24 protein-coding genes are annotated in these 22,010 nt (G+C 64.7%); 20 read left to right on the top strand and 4 right to left on the bottom strand.

Annotation, left to right across the window (positions count from 1 at the left end; translation table 11 throughout):
• The first annotated feature begins 18 nt into the window (after nucleotides 1-18).
• The 6 genes from hpf to ACODSR_RS06185 all read left to right on the top strand — a co-directional run bounded on the left by hpf (nucleotide 19) and on the right by ACODSR_RS06185 (nucleotide 3,475).
• Nucleotides 19-627 (top strand): ribosome hibernation-promoting factor, HPF/YfiA family, encoded by a 609-nt coding sequence (hpf, locus tag ACODSR_RS06210; RefSeq protein ID WP_489074714.1) that lies wholly within the window; start codon nucleotides 19-21, stop codon nucleotides 625-627.
• Between the two features lie 131 nt (nucleotides 628-758).
• Nucleotides 759-1,226, top strand: a complete 468-nt coding sequence (locus ACODSR_RS06205; protein WP_294138176.1) for a PTS sugar transporter subunit IIA — start codon at nucleotides 759-761, stop codon at nucleotides 1,224-1,226.
• Nucleotides 1,186-1,683 carry a PaaI family thioesterase gene (locus ACODSR_RS06200; RefSeq protein ID WP_489074712.1) on the top strand — a complete coding sequence of 166 codons (498 nt, stop codon included), beginning with the start codon at nucleotides 1,186-1,188 and terminating at the stop codon, nucleotides 1,681-1,683. Before ACODSR_RS06205 ends, ACODSR_RS06200 begins: the two co-directional genes overlap by 41 nt.
• On the top strand, nucleotides 1,673-2,026 hold the full coding sequence (locus ACODSR_RS06195; protein ID WP_489074710.1) for a DUF1491 family protein: 354 nt from the start codon (nucleotides 1,673-1,675) through the stop codon (nucleotides 2,024-2,026). Before ACODSR_RS06200 ends, ACODSR_RS06195 begins: the two co-directional genes overlap by 11 nt.
• A 177-nt stretch (nucleotides 2,027-2,203) precedes the next feature.
• Complete coding sequence (locus tag ACODSR_RS06190; RefSeq protein ID WP_489074708.1) at nucleotides 2,204-2,866, top strand: cell wall hydrolase; 663 nt, start codon at nucleotides 2,204-2,206, stop codon at nucleotides 2,864-2,866.
• A 114-nt stretch (nucleotides 2,867-2,980) separates the two neighbouring features.
• Complete coding sequence (locus ACODSR_RS06185; protein WP_489074706.1) at nucleotides 2,981-3,475, top strand: MmcB family DNA repair protein; 495 nt, start codon at nucleotides 2,981-2,983, stop codon at nucleotides 3,473-3,475.
• A 216-nt stretch (nucleotides 3,476-3,691) separates the two neighbouring features.
• Here the strand turns inward: ACODSR_RS06185 and ACODSR_RS06180 are convergent, their stop codons facing one another.
• Nucleotides 3,692-4,318: an ankyrin repeat domain-containing protein gene (locus ACODSR_RS06180; RefSeq protein WP_489075009.1), complete on the bottom strand. Its 627-nt coding sequence runs from the start codon at nucleotides 4,316-4,318 to the stop codon at nucleotides 3,692-3,694.
• Between the two features lie 41 nt (nucleotides 4,319-4,359).
• Here ACODSR_RS06180 and ACODSR_RS06175 point away from each other — a divergent pair, with 41 nt between their 5' ends.
• Genes ACODSR_RS06175 through ACODSR_RS06160 form a run of 4 tightly spaced genes read left to right on the top strand, consistent with a single transcriptional unit; the run spans nucleotide 4,360 to nucleotide 6,425 of the window.
• Nucleotides 4,360-5,013, top strand: a complete 654-nt coding sequence (locus tag ACODSR_RS06175) for an SCO family protein (protein WP_489074704.1) — start codon at nucleotides 4,360-4,362, stop codon at nucleotides 5,011-5,013.
• A 3-nt stretch (nucleotides 5,014-5,016) separates the two neighbouring features.
• Nucleotides 5,017-5,442: a YcgN family cysteine cluster protein gene (locus tag ACODSR_RS06170; RefSeq protein ID WP_489074703.1), complete on the top strand. Its 426-nt coding sequence runs from the start codon at nucleotides 5,017-5,019 to the stop codon at nucleotides 5,440-5,442.
• Nucleotides 5,423-6,154 carry a M48 family metallopeptidase gene (locus tag ACODSR_RS06165; protein ID WP_489074701.1) on the top strand — a complete coding sequence of 244 codons (732 nt, stop codon included), beginning with the start codon at nucleotides 5,423-5,425 and terminating at the stop codon, nucleotides 6,152-6,154. Before ACODSR_RS06170 ends, ACODSR_RS06165 begins: the two co-directional genes overlap by 20 nt.
• Before the next feature lie 4 nt (nucleotides 6,155-6,158).
• Nucleotides 6,159-6,425 carry a hypothetical protein gene (locus ACODSR_RS06160; protein ID WP_489074700.1) on the top strand — a complete coding sequence of 89 codons (267 nt, stop codon included), beginning with the start codon at nucleotides 6,159-6,161 and terminating at the stop codon, nucleotides 6,423-6,425.
• An 81-nt stretch (nucleotides 6,426-6,506) separates the two neighbouring features.
• On the opposite strand, the gene trhO is transcribed toward ACODSR_RS06160, so the two are convergent.
• The gene (gene trhO / locus ACODSR_RS06155) at nucleotides 6,507-7,355 is read right to left on the bottom strand and encodes an oxygen-dependent tRNA uridine(34) hydroxylase TrhO (protein WP_489074698.1); all 849 of its coding nucleotides are present in this window, start codon (nucleotides 7,353-7,355) and stop codon (nucleotides 6,507-6,509) included.
• A 64-nt stretch (nucleotides 7,356-7,419) separates the two neighbouring features.
• Here trhO and pdeM point away from each other — a divergent pair, with 64 nt between their 5' ends.
• On the top strand, nucleotides 7,420-8,079 hold the full coding sequence (pdeM, locus tag ACODSR_RS06150) for a ligase-associated DNA damage response endonuclease PdeM (protein WP_489075007.1): 660 nt from the start codon (nucleotides 7,420-7,422) through the stop codon (nucleotides 8,077-8,079).
• A 189-nt stretch (nucleotides 8,080-8,268) separates the two neighbouring features.
• Entirely contained in the window at nucleotides 8,269-11,064 is a 2,796-nt protein-coding gene (locus ACODSR_RS06145; RefSeq protein WP_489075005.1) for a TonB-dependent receptor, read from the top strand.
• Here ACODSR_RS06145 and ACODSR_RS06140 read toward each other — a convergent pair.
• Nucleotides 11,042-11,788: a YggS family pyridoxal phosphate-dependent enzyme gene (locus ACODSR_RS06140; protein WP_489074696.1), complete on the bottom strand. Its 747-nt coding sequence runs from the start codon at nucleotides 11,786-11,788 to the stop codon at nucleotides 11,042-11,044. The two genes, ACODSR_RS06145 and ACODSR_RS06140, sit on opposite strands and share 23 nt — an antisense overlap.
• Before the next feature lie 23 nt (nucleotides 11,789-11,811).
• Between ACODSR_RS06140 and ACODSR_RS06135 the strand changes: the two genes are divergently transcribed.
• Nucleotides 11,812-12,369, top strand: coding sequence for a thiamine phosphate synthase (locus tag ACODSR_RS06135; protein ID WP_489074694.1), 558 nt, complete (start codon nucleotides 11,812-11,814; stop codon nucleotides 12,367-12,369).
• A gap of 910 nt (nucleotides 12,370-13,279) precedes the next feature.
• Here the strand turns inward: ACODSR_RS06135 and ACODSR_RS06130 are convergent.
• Nucleotides 13,280-14,002 carry a hypothetical protein gene (locus ACODSR_RS06130; RefSeq protein WP_489074692.1) on the bottom strand — a complete coding sequence of 241 codons (723 nt, stop codon included), beginning with the start codon at nucleotides 14,000-14,002 and terminating at the stop codon, nucleotides 13,280-13,282.
• A gap of 242 nt (nucleotides 14,003-14,244) precedes the next feature.
• Here ACODSR_RS06130 and ACODSR_RS06125 point away from each other — a divergent pair, with 242 nt between their 5' ends.
• The 7 genes from ACODSR_RS06125 (at nucleotide 14,245) to ACODSR_RS06095 (ending at nucleotide 21,995) form a co-directional block, all read left to right on the top strand.
• Entirely contained in the window at nucleotides 14,245-14,694 is a 450-nt protein-coding gene (locus tag ACODSR_RS06125; protein WP_489074690.1) for a DUF3576 domain-containing protein, read from the top strand.
• Between the two features lie 137 nt (nucleotides 14,695-14,831).
• Nucleotides 14,832-17,360: a leucine--tRNA ligase gene (gene leuS / locus ACODSR_RS06120; protein WP_489074688.1), complete on the top strand. Its 2,529-nt coding sequence runs from the start codon at nucleotides 14,832-14,834 to the stop codon at nucleotides 17,358-17,360.
• Nucleotides 17,361-17,480: 120 nt separating this feature from the next.
• Nucleotides 17,481-17,984 carry an LPS assembly lipoprotein LptE gene (gene lptE / locus ACODSR_RS06115; RefSeq protein WP_489074686.1) on the top strand — a complete coding sequence of 168 codons (504 nt, stop codon included), beginning with the start codon at nucleotides 17,481-17,483 and terminating at the stop codon, nucleotides 17,982-17,984.
• Entirely contained in the window at nucleotides 17,981-19,006 is a 1,026-nt protein-coding gene (holA, locus tag ACODSR_RS06110; RefSeq protein ID WP_489074684.1) for a DNA polymerase III subunit delta, read from the top strand. The genes lptE and holA overlap by 4 nt, the downstream gene beginning before the upstream one ends.
• 174 nt (nucleotides 19,007-19,180) lie before the next feature.
• Nucleotides 19,181-20,263: a type III polyketide synthase gene (locus tag ACODSR_RS06105; RefSeq protein WP_489074682.1), complete on the top strand. Its 1,083-nt coding sequence runs from the start codon at nucleotides 19,181-19,183 to the stop codon at nucleotides 20,261-20,263.
• Nucleotides 20,260-20,934, top strand: coding sequence for a methyltransferase domain-containing protein (locus ACODSR_RS06100; protein WP_489074680.1), 675 nt, complete (start codon nucleotides 20,260-20,262; stop codon nucleotides 20,932-20,934). The genes ACODSR_RS06105 and ACODSR_RS06100 overlap by 4 nt, the downstream gene beginning before the upstream one ends.
• Complete coding sequence (locus ACODSR_RS06095) at nucleotides 20,925-21,995, top strand: NAD(P)/FAD-dependent oxidoreductase (protein ID WP_489074678.1); 1,071 nt, start codon at nucleotides 20,925-20,927, stop codon at nucleotides 21,993-21,995. Before ACODSR_RS06100 ends, ACODSR_RS06095 begins: the two co-directional genes overlap by 10 nt.
• The last annotated feature ends 15 nt before the right edge of the window (nucleotides 21,996-22,010 follow it).

Here is a 22,010-nt window from a genome sequence, read left to right as displayed (position 1 = left end):
AGAATAAGGAGAAGGCATATGGATATTCGTGTTTCCGGGCATCAGGTCGACACGGGCGATGCGCTCAAGCAGCATGTCGCCGACCGCATGGAGGCGATGGCCGAGAAATATTTTTCCCGCACGATTTCGGCCCATGTGACCTTTCGACCCGCGCCGCACGGCGCCTTCCACTGCGACATCGTCTGTCATGTCATGACTGGCCTGATCCTCAAAGGTGCAGGCGAGGCGCAGGAGGCGCATCCGTCCTTCGACCAGGCGGCGGACCGGATCGAAAAGCAATTGCGCCGGTATATGCGCCGTCTGAAGGACCGGCACAGCCAGGCGACCGCCGCCGAGGCGCAGCGGGTCAGCAGCTTCAGCCTCGATGATATTGACGGGGCGGGCTACACCATTTTCGCCTCGCCCGTGGACGAGCATGAGGAGGTGGTCGAGGATTCGCCGCTGATCGTCGCGGAAACCCGCGTCGATATTCCTGAGGCCAGCGTGTCCGACGCGGTCATGATGCTCGACCTGCGCAACACCAATGCGCTGCTGTTCGTCAATGCCGGGACCGCGGCCTATAATATGGTCTATCGTCGCCATGACGGGACGATCGGTTGGGTAGAGCCGCGTTTGACGGCGGGCTGAGCCGGGCCATCTGCCATGGGCCGCCTGTTGACCTGATGGTGCAGGCGGCTTATGGGGCCGGGCTTTATATTCCCCGATCGTCGCGCATCTAGACCCCAGGCTGGGCGCGGCTCGGCTGGTTCGGACAGACCATGGTTGATTTCCACGACATCGTTTCAGCGGACGCGCTCGCCACGGGCCTTTCGGTGAACGGCAAGAAGCAGTTGTTCCAGAAGATCGCGGCGCTGGCGTCCTGCGCCTATGGGCTGGACGCCGATGAGGTTGGCGACGCCTTGTTCGAGCGGGAGCGTCTGGGTTCGACCGGCTTTGGCGGGGGTGTCGCCATTCCCCATGCCAAGATTGCCGGGCTGGAACGGATGTGCGGCATGGTCGTGCTGCTCGATCCGCCGGTGCCGTTCGATGCGGTGGATGATGCGCCGGTCGATATCGTCTTTGCCCTGCTCTCGCCCGTGGATAGCGGCGCGGAGCATCTGAAGACTTTGGCGCGGGTGTCGCGCTATCTGCGCGATGAAAATCAGGTCGTGCGGTTGCGCGGGGCCAAGTCGGCCGCCGCGCTCCATGCGCTGCTGGCCGGTGGCGGGGCGCGTGACGCTGCCTGAGACAGGCGCGCCCGCCAGCGGCGAGGCCGCGCATTTCCGTGCGCTGGAAAATCTCTATCGTTCCGCGCCGATCAACCGGCTGTTCCGGTCGGAGATTGCGATTCACGAGCCGGGCCGTTGCGTCATCGATTTCGATGTCGATGAAAGCCAGTTCCACGCCGCTGGAGCCGTCCATGGCACCGTCTATTTCAAGATGCTGGACGACGCAGCCTTTTACGCGGCCAACAGCCTGGTCAGCGACCGATTTCTGCTGACCACCGCCTTCAACCTGCTGTTCACCCGGCCGATCGCGCCCGGTCGGATTCGCGCCGAGGGGCGCTGGATCAGCGGCAAGCGCCGCGTTTACGTGGCCGAGGCGAGTCTGGTCGATTCGGACGGCGAGGAAGTCGGGCGCGGCACCGGCACCTTCATGCGGTCGCAATTCCCGCTGTCATCGCTGCCAGGATATGGTGGCTGAGTCGCAGGACAGTGCGCGGCTGACCAGTGCGATCCTGGTCAATGCGCTGGTGCGACGCACCAACGCGGCGGGCGGCTTTGCCATGATACTGGTCAAGGGCGACGCGACCAGTGGCGTCATACTCATACAAGCGCTTGAAAAAGGTCGGGAAAGCGGGTTGTTCGAGCGGGTATCGAACTTTGCCGGGGGTCATGCGTTGATGCGCTGTGGACCTTCCCCGGAGGAGGGGCCGGAGGCGCTCGCCACCTATGTGGCGCGCCGGCGCAGATCGGACCCCGATCTGTGGATCGTGGAACTCGATATCCCGGAAGCAGAACGGTTCGCCGCTGAAACGATCTGCTGATCGTTGACATAGCGCAATGGTCCGTGCAGAGGCCCGCCCACGCTGAACGCGCAGGTTGCTGCATTCGTCCAAGGGGGGTGAATGTTGTAAACACGCAGACGGGGGGCGGCCCAACGTCAGGGAATATGTGTTAAAAAACGACGTTCAAGGCCAAGAACCGCACGTTTTTGAGTAGTAATGAGTTTTCGTCTGAGAGCCGCGATCATCGTGGCATTTGCACTGTCCGCCACAGCGGCAGTGACCGCTTCCGATATGTCGATCGCCGGTGAGTCGGTCCAGTCGGTAGCCTCCCTATCCAGGGACAATGCGCTGATTCCAGCGCCCGCGGTCGCCCAAAAGCCCGCCATCACTTTTGCCGCGCCGCGCGAAATCGTGCAGCCGCTGGCTTCCAAAGCCAATCTGAATTCCACCGAATCCGACATTCAGGCCAACAGCCTGTCCGCGCTGGTCGACGCCCATGGCGATGCCGACGCAGTGGACGGCGACATGAAGTGCCTGGCGGGTGCGGTCTATTTCGAATCCAAGGGCGAAAGCCTGGAAGGCCAGCTGGCCGTCGCGCGGGTGATCATCAACCGCGCGAAATCGGGCCGCTTCGCCGACAGCCTGTGCGGCGTCGTCTATCAGCCCAGCCAGTTCAGCTTCGTGCGCGGCCGCGGAATGCCGCCGATTCGCGAACAGAGCCAGAGCTGGCGCGAAGCCGTCGCCATTGCCCAGATCGCGATGAACGACAGCTGGAACAGCCGGGCCGAAGGCGCGCTGTTCTTCCACGCCCGTCGCGTTTCGCCGGGTTGGGGCAAGGCCAAGCTGGCGATGATCGACAATCATATCTTCTATCGCTGATGTGAGGATGTGCTGAGGCACATTCTGCCGGTGCGGCGCTGATCAAAAGAAGGCCGGTTCGGATTGTCCGAATCGGCCTTTTCTTTTGTTCCCGACCTGTTCTAAAGTCGCGCGATGAGTAGCGCCCCTATCGATGGCTGTTCCCCGCTGACCGACGGCACCGCTTTGGCGGTGGCGCGGGGGACGTTGCGGCTGTTTTTTCGTCATGACATGAGCGGCATATTGGAAGTGCCGCTGCCCAATGGACGACGAGCCGACATCATGGCGATCGACGGGGCGGGGCGGCTGACGATCGTGGAGATCAAGTGCAGCCGCGCGGACTTGCTGGGCGACATGAAATGGCCCGATTATTTCGACTATTGCGACCGCTATTATTGGGCGGTGCCGATGGGGTTCGACCTGTCGCTGTTTGACAGTGAAGCGCTATGGCCCGCGCGCACCGGGCTGATCGTCGCGGATCAATATGACGCCGAGCTGGTCCGCCCCGCGCCGATCGAGCCATTGGCCGCGGCCCGGCGCAAGGCGGAGACGTTACGCTTTGCCCGGCGCGCGGCGCGGCGGCTGACCGCGATCAGCGACCCTGATCATGCGGCGGAGATCGGGTGGTAGGGGGTGATGTTTCATCCTCTCCTATAAGGGCAGGGCTATCGGATATGGAACGGCCCCCTCCCTCATCGTCATGCTGAACTTGTTTCAGCATCCATTTCACGTCTCCAGCGGTGGCTTTTGGGGCACGATGGATCCTGAAATAAATTCAGGATGACGTTGTAGGGATAACGAAAAGTCATATGCGACTCCCCCCTTTAGTGCATCAAGGAAAAAACCTTAGAATACCGGACCCTGCACCGGTCCCTTGGGCGTGGTGCTGGTCTTGGCGGCGGCGAGGGCTTCGGTGAGGCCGGGGGTGCGGTTGTCGCGGTTGGCATAGTCGCGCGCGGACATGCCTGCGATGCTGTCGCGCTTGTCGGGATTGGCGCCCTGCGCCACCAGCAGCCGGACAAGGCCCAGGTCGCGCAACTGCACCGCGCGGATGAGCGGGGTTTCGCCGCTGCCATTGGTCTTGTCCACCTGCGCGCCATGGGCGATCAGGGTACGCACGCCTTCCTCGAACCTACCCTGCACCGCCTTCATCAGCGGCGGATTGCCTTCATTGTCGGTCAGGTTGGGGTTGGCCCCCTTGGCCAGCATGAAGGCCAGCCAAGTGGCGTCGCGCCGCGCGATGACGATGTGCAGCGCGGTTTCGCCGGTCGTGACGTCGCGACTGTTGACCACGGTAGAGCCGGGCTTTTGCAGCAGGTCGGTGACCTTCTGCCCGTCGGCATCCTTCACGGCCTTGAGGAAATTATAATTGTCGGAAAATTGCGCCTGCGCCGCGACAGGGGACAGCAGCGCCAGCGTCAGTGCGGCGGCGCGTCCCAGACCCATCCATGCGCTCAACCCGGTCTTGATCATCATCTGCCCCGTATCATTTGCAAATCCGCCCATAGCAAGGCATGGCTGGCGGCACCATGAACAAAGCAAAGATTGCGATCGCCCTGCCGCTGCTGGCCTTGCTGGCTGCGTGCAATATGGGGGCGGACGGGAACGCATCAAGCGGCGACAGTGCGCCGGGTGAACTGGCCGGCGCGCGGATCGGCGCGCCCTTCACCCTGACCGATCAGGATGGCAAGCCCAGAAGCTGGGGCGATTTTGCGGGAAAATATCGGCTCGTCTATTTCGGTTATACCTATTGTCCTGATGTCTGCCCGGTGGACCTGCAACGCATCATGCAGGCGTTCAGCCAGTTTGAAAAAGCGCAGCCCGCGCTGGCGGCGAAGGTCCAGCCGATCTTCATCAGCGTCGATCCCGCGCGCGATACCCCCGCGATCCTGAAACCCTATGTCGCGGCTTTTCACCCGCGCCTCATCGGCCTGACCGGGACACCGGAGCAGATTGCGAAGGTCGCCAAGGATTTCGTGGTCCTCTATAATGTGGAGGGGAAGCCTGGGGAGAAGGACTATCTGGTCAGCCACAGCCGCACGCCCTATCTGTTCGACCCGCAAGGCAAGCCGGTCGCACTGGTGCCTGTCGATGATCCGGGGACGCCGGACGTGGACGAAGGCGCGCCGGACAAGGTGCTGGCGTCGCTCCAGAAATGGGTGAAATAGGGCTTGGACTTCTGGGAAAAGCCTCTCCACACGCTGGACGCCGCCCAATGGGAGGCGTTGTGCGATGGCTGTGGCAAATGCTGCCTGCACAAGGCGGAGGATGAGGATACGGGGCATATCTACCCCACCAATGTCGCCTGCCGCCTGCTTGACCGCCATAGCGGCCAATGCACCAGCTACAAGAATCGCCGTAAGTTCGTGCCTGATTGCGTGCAGCTGACCCCGGCCAAGGTCAAACAGATCAGCTGGTTGCCGCGCACCTGCGCCTATCGCCTGCGTGAGGCGGGCGAGCCGTTGCCGGACTGGCATTATCTGGTTAGCGGTGACCGGGAAGCGGTGCATCGCGCGCAGGAATCGGTACGCGGCTGGACCGTGGCGGAGGCGGAAGCGGGCGACCTGGAGAATCATCTTGTCGACTGGGACATCTGATCCCGACGCGGCCATCCTGATCGACGGTGTGGCGATGCCGGTGCGGGTGCGCCGTTCGGCACGGGCGCGCGCCTACAGGCTGACGATCGACGGGGCGCGGGGCGAATTGCGCCTGTCGATGCCGGTGCGGGCGAACCTGAAACGCGCGCTCGGCTGGGCGCAGCAGCATGAGGGCTGGGTGCGCACGCAAATGGCGGCGCAACCGGCGGTGACATTGCTGGACGATGGCGCGACCTTCCCGCTGGAGGGGCGGGAGGTGCGCATCTGCTGGGTCGAGGGCGCGTCGCGGACGATTCGGCTGGAACAGGGTCGGCTGGAGGGTGACCGCCTGATGCTGGGCGGGGCGGCGGAGTCGGTGAGTAGCCGGGTGTTGCGCTGGCTGGTGGCGCGGGCGCGGGCGGTGCTGGAAGTCGAGACACAAGAGCTGGCCCGCGAACATGGGCTGATCGTTGCGTCGGTGGGCGTCGGCGATCCGCGCAGCCGCTGGGGCAGTTGCACCTCATCCGGCGCGATCCGCTATAGCTGGCGGCTGATCCTCTGCCCGCCCGACGTGCGCCGGTCGACCGTGGCGCATGAGCTGGCGCATCTGCTGCATATGGACCACAGCCCGGCCTTTCACGCCGCCCATGCGCGGATTTATGGCGCGGACCCGCGACCTGCGCGGGCCTGGCTGCGTGCAAACGGGGCGGGGCTGCACCGCTATCGGGCTTAGGGAAATGGCACGCCGGAAACGCTATCTGACCGCGACCATGCCAGACGGCTATGTCAAGACGATCGGGCCGACCGCGGACCCCTTCACCCATTATTGGCGGATCGTCGCCGTGCTGGACAATGGCAAGACGGAAGTGTTCTGGGGCCATGTGCGCTCGCTCGCCGAAGCGAAGAAGAAGCGGGCGGCGGCGGCGGACGGCGCGCGGATGCGGGGCTGGAAAAGCTATGCGTTCGAGATTGCGGAGCTGGTGGAGACGGCGATAGCGCCGTGATCCGTTCGTTTCGAGCGAAGTCGAGAAACCTGCGCGCTGACGTTACTCGACTTCGCTCGAAACGAACGGAGGTGGGTGATTCTAACCCCGGTGTGGCCAGACGCCTGAGCCGTCCGCCGCGCACATATGGGCTGTATCGTTGGGATAGGGCAGGCCGCAGGCGCGGCAAGTTGTGTAATCGCCGACTTTCAGGCCATGGCCCACCGCCACCCGTTCATCGAACACATAGCAGTCGCCCTGCCAGCGGCTATCGCTTTCGGGTACTTCCTCCAGATAGCGCAAAATGCCGCCCTTGAGATGATAGACATCGTCGAACCCGCGCGCCTTGACCAGGGCGGTGGATTTCTCGCAGCGTATGCCGCCGGTGCAGAACATCGCGATCTTCGGACTACGGCCCTGCGCTTTCAGGTCGGCGGCGAAGGCGTCGAACCAGTCGGGAAAGTCGCGGAAGGCGCGGGTGCCGGGGTCGATCGCGCGATCGAAGGTGCCGACGGCGACTTCATAGGCGTTGCGGGTGTCGATGACGATCGTGTCGGGATCGGCGATCAGCGCGTTCCAGTCGACAGGGTCGAGATGGGTGCCGGCCTGATGTGCAGGGTCCAGATCGCCCACGCCCAGCGTCACGATCTCCGGCTTCACCTTCACCTTCATCCGGGCGAAAGGCGCGATATGGGCGGTCGCATATTTGACGTCGAGATCGGCGCAGCCGGGCAGCTGGCGGAGGTGATCGATCAGCGCCGCGATCGCGTCGGCATTGCCTGCGACCGTGCCGTTAATCCCTTCGCCCGCCACGATCAGCGTGCCGCGCGTGTCGAGCGACGCACAGAGCGTGCGCAGATCCCCGGCGATGCCCTGGGGATCATCGAAGGTTGCAAAGCGATAGAGGGCGGCAACGGTGAAAGGCGCAGTGGAAGAAGCAGTGTCGGACATGGCGGCCCTATAGGCGTTCGTTGGCCCTCTTGAAAGCGGGACCGCATCGGCGCATAGCCGGGTGATGGTTCCCCTTTCGTTCGCTGGTGAGGCGTTTCTGGCGCTGCCGCAGGCCGCGCTCTATTGGCCTGCGCGCGCGGCCTTGCTGGTCGCCGACCTGCATTTTGAAAAAGCGAGCTGGTATGCACGCTTTGGCCAGTTCCTGCCGCCTCATGACAGTGAGGCGACGCTGGACCTGATCGAGGCGCTGGTGGCGCAGACCGGCGCGCGTTCGGTCTGGTCGCTGGGGGACAGTTTTCACGATGCAGGGGGTGCCGCGCGGCTGGACCCGCGCGCGCGAAAGCGGATCGATTCCCTTACGGAAAGCCTGGACTGGACCTGGATTACCGGCAATCATGACGTTGGCGTGGCGGACATGCCGGGGGGACGCAGGCTGGTCGAGGCGGAGCTGGGCGGGATCATCCTGCGGCATGAGGCGCAGCCGGACGATCCGCGGCCCGAAATCTCCGGCCATTTCCACCCGAAGTTCCGCCTGTCGGTGCGCGGTCGCCATGTAGCGCGCCGCTGCTTCGTGGAATCGGCCACCAAGCTGATTCTACCCGCGCTGGGCGCGCTGACGGGGGGACTGGATGCAGGCCATGGCGAGATTCGGCGTGTGGTGGGACCCGGAGCGAGTGCTTTGGTGCCCGTTTCGGACAGATTGTTACGCTTTCCGTTATCGTAAAGAAACGCTACGGAAACCGGATTTTAAGCCGTTGCCGATAAGCAACAGGGTGTGAATATCACGCCACCCAACCCCGCAAAAGGCGCAGAAAAGCTAGGGTCTCTTGCCTTCGCCCTGCTGTGGCAGCATAAACAAGCGCATCACCCGACGCGTCGAAAAGGCGCGCGGGCCAGGAGAGGATCGACCATGATGACAGACAAGAGCCTTTGGCTGACGACCGCCGGCATGATCGCATTGACGATGGCGATGCCCGCCGCCGCGCAGGAGACGGCCGCGCCGCAAGCCGCCGTTGATCAGGACAGCGCAGAGATCATCGTGACTGCCACCCGGCGCGCCAGTCCGCTGTCGGACGTACCGATCGCGGTATCAGCCGTCAGCGCGCAGGCGATGCAGAATAGCGGCGCCAGCGACATCCGCACATTGAACCAGCTGGCCCCGTCGCTGCTCGTGTCCTCGACCGGATCGGAAGCCAATGCGTCGGCGCGTATTCGTGGCATCGGCACGGTGGGCGACAATCCGGGCCTCGAAAGCTCGGTCGCGGTGTTCATCGACGGCGTCTATCGTTCGCGCACCGGCGCGGGCCTTAACGAACTGGGCGAGATTGAGCGGGTCGAGGTGCTGCGCGGGCCGCAGGGGACGTTGTTTGGCCGCAATGCGTCGGCGGGCCTGATCAATATCATCAGCAAGGCACCCGAACGCACGTTCAGCGCCAAGGGTGAGATCACCTATGGCAATTATGATTATTGGCGGCTGTCGGGCCGGGTGACCGGACCGGTGGCCGAAGGCATTGCGCTCAGCCTGGATGGTGTCTGGTCCAAGCGGGACGGCTTCTACAAGCTGGTCGATACGGCGGGCAACACAGTTGGCGACACCAATGACCGCGACCGTTATTTCCTGCGCGGACAGGCGCTGATCGAGCCGAATGACGATCTGTCGATCCGGCTGATCGGCGATTATACCAATCGCGACGAAAGCTGCTGCGGCGCGGCCTATACCGAAGCGCGCGAACGGACCCCGGCGCCGGGCGGCGGATACAACACCGCCAGCTTCAACCGCATCGCCGCGATCCTGGCGGGGCAGGGCAGCGTGATTGCCGCCGACCCTTATGATCGCGAACTTACGACCACGCCGGGTCGCGACTATGTGAGCAAATTGAAGGACTGGGGCGTGTCGGGCGAGGTCAATTATGATCTGGGCGGCGCGAAGCTGACCAGCATCACCGCCTATCGCGATTATAAGTCCAGCGACTATGGCGATTATGACTATAATCGCGCCGACCTGCTCTATCGCGATCCCAACACCTATCGCCAGTTCAAGACCTTCACCCAGGAATTGCGGGCGCAGGGTTCGGCCTTTGGCGAGATGCTCGACTGGCTGGTCGGCGGCTATTATGCCAATGAGCGGCTGACCTTGCAGGATAATATCCGCTTTGGCGCCGATTATGGCCGCTTTTCCGCCTGTCGCCTGATGGCGGGGGCAGCCGTCAACAGCAACTTCCCGGCATCCACGCTGGCCGCCTGTGGCAGCGGGCTGGCGACGTCGGCGCTGATCGCGGGCACACAGGCCAATCTCAACGCGGGTCTGAATGCGGCTTTCCTGAACGCGGGACTGCCAGCGCCGGTTGCGGCGGGGCAGGCGGGTGCCATTTCGACGGGTCTGGGCAACGGCCTGCGCGCGCTGGCGGCAATTCCGTCGGGCACCGGCGACATTGCGTCCATCTATCGGCAGAAGAGTGAGAATTGGGCGCTGTTCACCCACAACATCGTCCACATCACCAAGACGCTCGATCTGACGCTGGGCCTGCGCTACACGCATGAGAGCAAGACATTCTCGTCCGATTTCAACAATAACAACGCGACCTGCGCGGCGTTGCAGCCGGGGCTGGCCCCGATCGCCAGCAATCCGGCACTGGGCAGCGCGGCGGCACTGGCGGGCGGCATATTGACGCTGGGGTGCCTGGGCAATGGCTCCACCAGCCTCAACGCGCTCGACCTCAACGACAAGATCAGCGACGGCGAATTTTCCGGCACGGCGGTTTTGTCCTGGAAAGCCACCGACGACCTGATGGTCTATGGCAGCTATTCCAAGGGCTATAAGGCGGGCGGCTTCAACCTGGATCGTTTCCAGCTGGGATCGACCGGGCTGAACGTCCTGCCCGCCGTATTCGCGCCGCGCACCAATGCCGACGTGACCAGCCTGCGCTTTGCCGCGGAAAAGGTGGATTCGTTCGAGGTCGGCCTGAAATATAGCGCGCCCAAATGGAGCGTGAATCTGGCCGGCTTCCGGCAGGAGTTCAAGAATTTCCAGCTTAACACCTTCAACGGCACCAGCTTCGTCGTCCAGAATATCAATGGCTGTGACGGCGCGCTGAGCGCGGCGCGGACCTGCGCAGCGGACGATGTCGGGCCGGGCCTGATCAGCCAGGGTATCGAACTGGAATGGTCGGTCACCCCGGCGCGCAATTTCCGTGTATCGGGCGGCGCGACCTATGCCGAGGCGAAATTCGCCAATCGTCTGGTCGGCAGCGGCAATGGCGCGGTGCCGCTGGACCCGGCATTGTTCCTGCTGCCCGGTGCGATCAACAGCAATGCGCCCAAGATGGTGACGACCGCCAGCATGGCGTGGACCCCCGACATCGGCACCAGCGGCCTGTCGGCGCTCTTCTACGTCGATGGCCGCATGACCAGCGATTATAATACCGGGTCGGACCTGTTCCCCGAAAAGCGGCAGGATGGCTATGCCATCTTCAATGCGCGCGTCGGCATTCGCGGTCCCAACCAGCGCTGGGCTGTGGAGTTCTGGGGCCAGAATATCTTTAACCAGGATTATACCCAGGTGTCGTTCAGCAGTCCGCTCCAGTCGAGCAGCCCGGCAACTTCCACCACTGGCCAGTTCAGCCAGGGCGCGCCGATGGCGAACCAGCTGATCTCCTCCTACCTCGCCGAACCGCGCACCTACGGCATCACGCTCCGGGGGAGTTTCTGAGCATCCCCAGCCCGCTTCGGGGAACCGGGCGGGCTGGCGGGGGGCGATCGCCGAACAGGGCGGTGCCGACGCGAATGTCGGTCGCGCCCAGCATGATCGCGGTTTCATAGTCACTGGACATGCCCATCGACAGGCGCGGGAGGCCCTCCTCCCGCGCCATTTTTGCAAGCAGCGCGAAATAGGGGGCAGGCTCCACATCGGCGGGCGGGACCGCCATCAGGCCGAGCAGGGGAATGTCGGCGGCCCGCGCGGCAGCAATCAACGCTGGCGTGTCGGCAATCGCGCAGCCGCCCTTTTGCGGCTCTGCGCCGATATTGACCTGAATATAGCAGGGGACGCGCTTGCCCGCCGCGTCCATCGCCTTGGCCAGCGCGGTCAGCAGGGAAGGGCGGTCGAGGCTGTGGATGACATCGAACAGGGCGACGGCATCGGCGGCCTTGTTGGATTGCAGCTGGCCGACCAGATGCAGGCTGATGTCGGGATGCGCCTGTCGCAGCGCGGGCCATTTCTCCTGCGCCTCCTGCACCCGGTTTTCGCCGAACACGCGCTGCCCGGCGGCGATCAGCGGGCGGATGGCGTCGGCATCCTTGGTTTTCGATACAGCGATCAGGGTGACGGCCTCGGCGGCGCGGCCGGTCAGGCGGGCGGCTTTGCCGATCTCGTCCTGGATGGTGGCAAGTCGCTGGGCGGCGTCGGTCGCGGGGGAAACAGTGTCTGTCGTCATGCGCGCTGCTATAGGGCAGGGTCATGACCTGTCGCCACCGCAAAAATATGCCCCTGATCTGGCTGATGACCGACGAGCGGATCGGCGACGCGGCTTTGCTGGCGGCAGTGGCACGGCTGCCCAGGGGGCGGGTGGGGATCATCTTTCGCCACTATCGGACGGAGCCGGGGGCGCGGCGGGCGCTGTTCGATGCGGTGCGGGCGATCGCGCGGCGGCGGCGGCTGATGCTGATGCTGGCGGGGACGGCGCGGCAGGCGGCGGCTTGGGCAGCGGACGGCTGGCACGGGCGGGACGCGCGACGCGCAGCACGACCGATGCGGCACAGCGCGCCGGTGCATGATGCGCGAGAGATGGTGGCGGCGCGGCGGGGTGGGGCGGATATGGTGCTGTTGTCGCCGCTATTTCCGACGCGCTCGCATCCCGGTGCGGGGAGTCTGGGTCGGGTGCGATTTGCGGCATTGACGCGGGGGGCGACGATGCCGGTTGTTGCGCTGGGTGGGGTGAGGGCGGAACATGAGCGGATGTTGCGCGGTATCGGTGCGGCGGGATGGGCGGCGATCGATGGGTTGGCGGGAGAGTAGCCGAGGCCGTATGACCGTCTTGGGTGGGTAGCGTTCGTTAACGGTCGGCATATAAAGTAAATTGGCGGACAGGCAGTCCGCTGGAGAAGGCAAATGCAACCTTGTTGGGCTGTGGCAGTCGCCGCGCTTCCCCTCGCATTGATGAGCGGACCAGTTCATGCCTGCCGGATGCACGCTCAACTTGAATTAAGCGATGTTAGGTACGCAGACGTGGTTCTGATCGGACGAGTCAGCCACTATCGGATCATCCGAGACGTCGAGTTTCGTCGCAAGATGCTGGCTAACCCGAAACTTCCCCCGGATATGCGCAAATTCTATCAGGGCCCGAACGGTCTCCTGAGCGACTATGCGAGCTTCGACGTTGAGGTGGATCAGGTGCTGGCCGGGAAGGCAACGACCAGCATCTCAGTGACTTGGGATAACTCGACCTTCGGTGTACCCGAGAAGATGGCAGCCGGACCCTTCCTTATCGCATTGCGTAGGCCGGATTCCAAAATCCCGCCGCTTCGCGGCCCGAGCGCCACCATTCTTCCTAGCCGCGAGCCAAGGTCCTTGACGGTGCTGCAAGCGCCTTGCTCTAGTCCATTCATATTCGAGAGTACGAGTGACGAAGCGCGCACCATTGGATTGATCTTGTCAGGTCGATCACAATAGGCAGCGTCCACAATTGGTCGTTACCTGCCGACAACCGCCGTCGTCATCCTGACCAAAGTCAGGAGCCATTGGCGCGGCCTTCACGCATGATCGCAATGCTTGCGTGAATGGATCCCGGATCAAGCTTGTCCTGAGCTTGTCGAAGGGTCCGGGATGACGGAGGGGGATAAGTCAGCTTTAAGGCCTATGACCACAGCGGCTTTCGGCACAATCAGACAAGAAGCCCGTCGTTCCGCAGTCCCAGCCTTTCAGCCGATCAGAACTTGAACACAGTGCCCAGATAGACGGCCTGGCTGTCCTGGCGGTCGTCGGTCATCGGGGTCAGGCGGCCTGCGACGCTGTTGTTATAGCGCACGCCCGCGGTGACGTTCAGGTTGCGCGTCAGCGAGTAGGAGCTGGCGAGATCCAGCGAATAATCCTTGTCAGCCGCCGGGTTGCGCGTCGCGGCGATGGCGTCGCGGCGGGTTTCGATCAGCATCTTGGTGCTGAAGCGATCCTTCTTGCTGCTATCCAGCGAGAAATTCTTGGCATCGACCATGGTTTCGACCGCGACCGGATCGAGCGCCTTGCGGCCGACCGCTTCGGGCAGGGCGAACTTGCGCCAGCCATGCGCGCCGTTCAGGCTGAAGGCGACCGGGGCGATGTTGACCGGGGTCAGGGTGCTGTTCACCGCGACGCGATCATTACCGCCCGCGCGCACCATCACGGTGATCGCGCGCTGGCCGCTCAGCGAGCCGCTGGTGGGCGTGAAGCGAAAGCCCTGACGGCTGGCCGACGCTGCGATCTTCGCATAAGCGGCGGCAAGGCGCGGGTCCTTGGTCGTCGGCGTGAAGGAAGAAATGCTGCCCAGCGCGCCCAATGACACCGGCGACTGCATACGCACCAGATCGGTCGCCGCGCCGATGGCAGGAGACAGCATGAAGCCAGCCACGGCAACCGCCGCGCTCGCCAATGCCAAATGTCCCCTATTCACGCGCATGACTCGATTCTTTCCCCACCGACTTATAGTCCATAACGCTCTACACGCCCGAAGCCGCCACTGGCTAGTGCCGCACCTCTTTTCGCCGCCCTTTTTGTCGGACTGTTGCAAGGAACACACAAACATCTGGTTCGATCCTGCGCCGGATCGCGCGTGGACCTGCCAGCCGCCCCTTGCTCCTGCGCGCGGTGCCACTATAGAAGGCGCGAGCTTTTTTCGTCTTTTCAGCTAGGACATGCCTGATGGCCAGCCGCCTTTTCCGTTCCGTTTCCGCCGCAATGCTGCTGACCGCCCTGTTGCCGCTGGCCGCCTGCGGTGGCGGGTCCAAGGACCGGCCCAAGGCTGATCTGGCCGCGTCGAAGGTGACCACGATCGGCGTCAACGCCTATCTGTGGCGCGCCAGCCTGGATACTTTGTCCTTCATGCCCATGGTGCAGACCGATTCCAATGGCGGCGTGATCGTCACCGACTGGTATGCCAACCCCAACAGCCCCAATGAGCGGATGAAGCTGACCGTGTCGATTCTGGACCAGGATCTGCGCGCCGACGCGCTGCGCGTCGCGGCCAGCCGTCAGGTGAGCCAGGGCGGCCAGTGGGTCGACGCGCCGGTGCAGGCCGCGACCGTGCAGAAGCTGGAGGAGGTCATCCTGACCAAGGCCCGCGACCTGCGCCGCACCGCGATTGCGGGCTGATTAGCTGACTATTTTTCCGTTCGGGCTGAGCGAAGTCGAAGCCTTCCACTGAGCGTAGCGAAGTGACCTCCCTTCGGTCGGTCGAGCCCTTCGACTTCGCTCAGGGCGAACGGAGGTAAGTGGAAGTGGAAAATATTATGCAAAGGCGCTTCAATCCGCTGGAGGCCGACGCCCGCTGGCAGGCGATCTGGGACGAGAAGCAGAGCTTTCGGGCGGACGATGCTTCGCCCAAGCCGCGATCCTATGTGCTGGAGATGTTTCCCTATCCGTCCGGGCGCATCCATATCGGCCATGTCCGCAACTATTCGATGGGGGACGTGCTGGCGCGATTCCGCCGGATGACGGGGCATGAAGTGCTGCACCCGATGGGCTGGGACGCCTTCGGGATGCCGGCCGAAAATGCCGCGATGGAGAAAAAGGTCCATCCGGGCAAATGGACCTATGAGAATATCGCGAACATGAAGGCGCAGCTCAAGAAATTGGGCTTCGCGCTGGACTGGAGCCGCGAACTGGCGACGTGCCACCCGGACTATTATGGCCATGAACAGGCGCTGTTTCTGGACATGCTGGACGCGGGACTGGTCTATCGCAAGGAGTCGGCGGTCAATTGGGACCCGGTCGATATGACCGTGCTGGCGAATGAACAGGTGATCGACGGCAAGGGCTGGCGGTCGGGCGCGACGGTCGAGAAGCGCAAGCTGTCCCAATGGTTCCTGAAAATCACCCAGTTTGCCGACGATCTGCTCGAAGGGTTGGCGAGTCTGGACCAGTGGCCCGACAAGGTGCGCACGATGCAGGAAAACTGGATCGGCAAGTCGGTCGGGTTGCAATTCCACTTCAAACCGGTCGCGCCGTTCGACAGCGAGATCGAGGTTTATTCGACCCGGCCCGACACGATTTTCGGCGCCAGTTTCGTCGCCATCGCGGCGGACCATCCGGTCGCGCAGGCGGTGGCGGCGGGCAATGCGCAGGCGCAGGCGTTCATCGATCTGTGCAAGGCGGGCGGCACCACCGCGGCGGAGCTGGAAACGGCGGAGAAGCTGGGTTTCGACACCGGGCTGACCGTCACCCATCCGTTCGATCCCGACTGGCAACTGCCGGTGTTCATCGCCAATTTCGTGCTGATGGACTATGGCACCGGCGCAGTCATGGGCGTCCCCGCGCACGACCAGCGCGACCTGGACTTTGCGCGCAAATATATGCTGCCGGTCGAGCGTGTCGTCGCGGCGGAAGGCGATGAAGCCGCGCCGATCCACAATGAAGCCTATGTCGGGCCGGGTAGGCTGGTGAACAGCCGCTTCCTGGACGGCATGGCGGTCGAGGAGGCCAAGGCCGCCGTCATCGCCCGCGCGCAAAGCGAAGGCTGGGGCGCGGGCAAGACCGTGTTCCGCCTGCGCGACTGGGGCGTGTCGCGCCAGCGTTACTGGGGGACGCCGATCCCGGTGATCCATTGCGATGGCTGCGGCGTGGTGCCGGTGCCAAAGGCGCAGCTGCCGGTGGTGCTGCCCGACGATGTGACCTTCGACATTCCGGGCAATCCGCTCGATCGCCATCCCACCTGGAAGCATGTGGATTGCCCCGCGTGCGGCAAGGCGGCGGTGCGGGAAACCGACACGCTGGATACGTTCGCGGATTCAAGCTGGTATTTCATCCGCTTCGCCAGCCAGCCCAAGGACAAGCCGTTCGACCGCGAAACGGTGGAAAAATGGCTGCCGGTCGGTCAATATATTGGCGGGGTCGAACATGCGATCCTGCATCTTCTCTATGCGCGTTTCTGGACGCGCGCGCTCCAGCATATGGGGCAATTGGGCTTTGCCGAGCCGTTCACCGGCCTGTTCACGCAGGGGATGGTGACGCATGAGACCTATAGCCGGGAGCAGGGCGATGGCCTGCCGCCGGTCTATTTCGCGCCGGGCGAGATTGAGCGCGCAGCCGATGGCGCGACCCTGATCGCGGACAAGGCACCGGTCGAGGTTGGCCGGGTCGTCAAAATGTCCAAGTCCAAGAAGAATGTCGTCGATCCCGATGACATCATCGCCCAATATGGCGCGGACGCGGTGCGATGGTTCATGCTGTCGGACAGCCCGCCCGAACGCGACCTGCCCTGGACCGAAAGCGGGATCGAGGGATCGTGGCGCTTCGTCAACCGGCTGTGGAGGCTCTTTGGTCAGGTCGAGGCTGGAGCCGAAGGCACCGACAAGGCGCTCGACCGCAAGCTGCACCAGACGGTCGACGGGATCGCCAGGGATATTGAGGCGCTGTCCTTCAACAAGGCGGTCGCCAAGATTTACGAACTGACCAATGCGGTCGAGAAGGCCGCGCCGTCCGCGTCGCGCAATGCCGCCATCCGTGCGCTGGCGCTGCTGGTCGCGCCGATGACCCCGCATCTGGCGGAGGAAGCCTGGGCCGATATGGGCGAAACCGGCCTGATCGCCGACGCCGCCTGGCCCGCAGTTGATCCGGCGTTGCTGGTGGATGATGAAGTGACCATTGCCTGCCAGGTGATGGGCAAGCTGCGCGACACCATCACCGTGCCCAAGGGGACGGCGAAAGACGAACTGGAGCGGCTGGCGCTGGCCGCGCCGAACGTGGTCCGCATCCTCGACGGGGCGACGCCGAAAAAGATCATCGTCGTGCCGGATCGTCTGGTGAATTTGGTGATTTAGAGGAAACGCCGTTCACCCTGAGCGAAGTCGAAGGGCTTTGCTGAGCGGAGGCGAAGAAGCTTCGCTCCGCTCAGCAAAGGGCTTCGACAAGCTCAGCCCGAACGGATAAGGGTTCAGGTCATGAAGCGCATCATCCCCCTCCTCGCCGTCCCGCTCCTGCTCACCGCCTGTGGCCTGCGCCCGGTCTATGGCGGGGGCGCGAATGGCGCGGTGGCGCAGGCGCTTGGCCATGTGGAGGTGCAGCCGATTGCCGGCAAGAATGGCTGGCTGATGCGCAATGCCCTCAACGACCGGCTGGCCGCGATGCAGAGCGGTGGCGCCGGGCCACGCTACAAGCTCGTCGTCAAGCTGGACGACCAGATCACCGGTTTCGGCCTGCGGTCCGACGCTGCCGTTACCCGCGAACGCCGCACCTTGCGGGCGCGCTACCAACTGGTGGATGAGGCAACGGGCGCGCAATTGCTGGACGACAGCGCCGGGTCGGACGCGGGCATCGATGTCACCTCCAGCGAATTTGCGACGATCGCGGCGGAAGATACGGCGCTCGAACGCTTGTCGCAGACGGTGGCGGACCAGATCGTCGCGCGGCTTGCCCTCTATGCCAGCCGGGACCGCACCCCTTGAAGGCCAATCGCGGCCAGATCGAAAAGGCGCTCGACGCGCCATCGGCGGGGCTGCGCTTCATCCTGCTCTATGGCCCGGACGAAGCGGCCAGCCAGGCGCTGGTCCGGCGGCTGGAGCGGGCGATGGGACCGGGGGCGGAGCGTGTGGACCTGGACGGATCGACCCTGCGCGATGATCCGGCGCGCCTGTCCGATGAAGCCGCGTCCTTTTCCATGTTCGGCGACAAGCGCTGGATCCGCGTCCATGGCATGGGCGAGGAATCGCTGCCCGCGCTGACCGCGCTGCTGGAGGCCGAAGCGGCGGGCAATCCCGTCATCGCGGTGGCGGGCGCGCTGAAAGCGACGTCGAAGCTGCTCAAGCTGGCGCTGGATCACAAGGCGACGCTGGCCTTCGTCTCCTACCAGCCCGATGCGCGCGAGTCGGAGCAGATTGCCATCGGCATCGCGCGCGAAGGCGGGCTGCGGCTGTCGACCGAACTGGCGCGGCGGATCGTCGATCTGGCCAATGGCGACCGGGCGTTGATGAGCGGTGAGGTCGAAAAGCTGATCCTCTATCTCGACGCCGCGCCCGACCGTCCGCGCGAAGCGACGGCGGAGGCGCTGGATGCGCTGTCGGCCGACAATCCCGATACGGAGGTTGCGCCTTTGGTCAACGCCGTGCTGGGCGGTGACCTTAAGGCCATGCACCGTGAATTGACCAGCCTGTCGGAGGTTGGCGCCAGCATGGCGTCGGTCATCCGCCCGCTGCTGACCCGCGCGATGCTGCTGGCCAATATCCGCGCCGATTTCGACAGTAGCGGACGGCTGGAGGGCGCGGTCGAGGCGGCGGGCAAGGCGGTGTTCTGGAAGGAAAAGGGCGTGGTGACGCGGCAGGTGCGGCTGTGGGACGCGACCGGTATCGCCCGCGTCATCGCGCGACTGGCGCAGGCCGAACGCGCCACACGATCGGGCCGGGGGACCGGCGACCTGCTGGTGCGGCACGAATTGTTGACGATCGCGCGGCAGGCGGCGCGGGAACGATAGGCGGCGACAGGCGCTTTGACGGCTGGAAGGTGATGACTGCACCATGATCCGTTCGTTTCGAGCGAAGTCGAGAAACCTGCGCGGTACGTTTCTCGACTTCGCTCGAAACGAACGGTGAGTTGGGTTTTGCCCTGAAGTGATCATATTCTAAAAACAGGTCGCGACACGGATGGCATGACCGGCCACCGCGCCAGCGCGCAACAAAGGCAGCGCATTATTTCGTCCACCGCCACCATCCACGCCATCGGCACCGCTGTTCCCATGACTGACGTCCACCCGGCCTTTATCGACTGGGCCGGTGCGCGCATCACCGACCGGCGAGAGCGGGCGCTGTTCACACGCATGGCACAGCGCAGCGGGATCGAGCATCGCTGGTCGGTGATCGAGTCGCCAACGGCGCAGGACGGTTTTTACGCCGCGCAATGGCCGACCACGGCGCAGCGCATGGCCATCTATGCCGACGAAGCGCCGATACTGGCCGCGCGCGCGGTGGCGGCGCTGGGGCAGCAGGTTGCGATCGAGGGCATCACCCATCTGGTGGTGGCCAGTTGCACGGGCTTTACCGCGCCGGGGATCGACCAGCGGCTGATCACGTTGCTGGGGCTAAGCCCTTCGGTCGAGCGGCTGATGGTCGGCTATATGGGCTGCTATGCCGCGATCGTCGCGTTGCGATCCGCCCGCCACATCGTGCGGTCGGAACCGGGCGCGCGGGTGCTGGTGATATGTGTGGAACTGAGCAGCCTGCACTTGCAGGACGATGCGCGGGTCGAGCCGTTGCTGGCGATGCTGCAATTTGGCGATGGCGCGGCGGCGGCCTTGGTCAGCGGCGGGCCGGGGGGCATTGCGCTCGGCCAGCCCTTTGCCATGACCGTGCCGGATACGGCGGGCCTCATTCGCTGGGATCTGGGCGATCATGGATTTGCGATGCATTTGTCGGGCGAAGTGCCGGGCGCGATCGCGCAGGCGCTGGCGGGGACGGTGACCCTGCCGGTTCCAGCGGAAAGCGTCGATCTGTGGGCGGTCCATGCCGGGGGGCGCTCCATCCTCGACGCGGTGGCGCGTGCGCTGGATCTGCCCCCCGATGCGCTGGACCATAGCCGCGCGGTGCTGCGCGCCTTTGGCAATATGTCGTCGGCGACTTTGATGTTCGTGCTGGCGCGGATATTGGCGGGGTACGAGACCGGGCAGGGGATTGCGCTCGCCTTCGGGCCGGGTCTGGCGGCGGAGGGGCTGACCTTTCGCAGCGACGTGCCATGAAGCGATCGCTGGCAGAGGAGCAGATGGACGCGGAGGACCTGCCTGCCGATATCTATGCGCGGGTGCTGGCCGATCTCGACCGGGTCAACCGGGTGACGCTGGCGGCGCGGCCGACGCTGGCTTTTCTGGATCGCGCGGTGACCGGGCCGTTCCGGTTGCTCGACGTTGGTTATGGCGATGGCGGGATGCTGCGGCAGGTGGCGCGCTGGGCGAAACGGCGCGGCATGGCCTGCGAACTGGTGGGCATCGACCTCAATGCGCGGAGCGAGGCCGTGGCGCAGGCGCGCACCGACCCCGCCATGGCGATCGACTATCGCACGGGGGACTACGCGGCGTTGGCGGATGAACCATGGGACATCATTATTTCCAGTCTGGTGACGCACCATATGGACGATGCGGAGCGGTTGGCGTTCCTGCGCTTCATGGAGGATCAGGCGCGCATGGGCTGGTTCGTCAACGACCTGCACCGCCATGGCTTTGCGTATCGCGGCTATCCGTTGCTGGCCCGGCTGCTGCGGGTCCATTCGATCGTGCGGCAGGACGGGCAACTCTCGATCGCGCGCAGCTTCGTGGCGGACGAATGGCGGGCGATGCTGGCCGCGGCGCATATCCGCGATGCGCAGGTCAAGCGTGTCTTTCCGTTCCGGCTGTGCGTGTCCCGGTGCCGATAATCGTCGGCGCAGGCCCGGCTGGCGCAGCGGCGGCGATGCGGCTGGCGCGGGCAGGGGCAGCGCCGGTGCTGATCGACCGGCAGCTTGTGCCGGGCGATGCGCTGTGCGGCGGATTCCTCAGTTGGGCGACGGTCGCGCAGATTGAGGCGCTGGGGATTGAGCCGGCAGCGCTGGGTGGCCACAGGATCGACACGCTGGCGCTGTTTGCGGGCGGGCAGGAGATCGTCCTGCCGCTCCCCGCGCCGGGCATGGGCCTGTCGCGCCACCGGCTAGATACGCTGTTGCGCGCCGCTGCGCAGGATGCGGGGGCGACGTTCCGGCTGGGTCATGCGGTGCGGACGCTGTCGCCCACCACCATCACCATGGATGATGGCCAAACGATCGACTGGAAGAGCCTGTTCCTGGCCACCGGCAAGCATGACCTGCGCGGCGCGGCGCGGCCCCATGGCGGTGCGGACCCGGAACTGGGCCTTCGTCTTCGTCTGCCGCCCGGTGCTACGCGGCATCGGCTGATTGGTGGCCGGATCGAACTTCACTGGGTCGACGGCGGCTATGTCGGCCTGCTGTTGCAGGAGGATGGCAGCGCCAATCTGTGTATGGCGGTGCGCAAGAGCGCCTTGGCAGCGGCAGGCGGGCGTCCGATGGCGCTGATCGCGCAGCTGGCCGATCAGTCCCCGGCATTGGCCGACCGGCTGGGTGACGTTTCCGCCAACGCGCCTGTCGATGCGATTGGCGACGTCCCCTATGGCTGGCGCGCGACGACGGGTTGGCCCGGTCTCTACCGGCTGGGCGATCAGGCGGCGGTGATTCCGTCGCTGGCCGGGGAGGGGATCGGCATCGCGCTGGCCAGTGCAGAGGCGGCGGTGGCGCAGTGGCAGGAGGCGGGGCGTGAGGGCGCGGCGCGATATCAGCGCGATTTTGCCCGCCGGGCGATGCTGCCGCTGCGCGCGGCGGCCGGATTTCGGGCGTTGGGGCGCAGGCCGGGGCTGCTCCGCCTGCTGGCGGCGACGCCCGGCGCGGCGCGCCTCGCCATGCGCCTCACCCGTATCGCAGGCGCTTGATCGGCGCGCTGCCTG

The sequence above is a fragment of the Sphingobium sp. FG125 genome, assembly GCF_057809795.1.
Note: the sequence above shows the minus strand (reverse complement) of the source record. Positions and strands in the feature narration are given on the sequence as shown.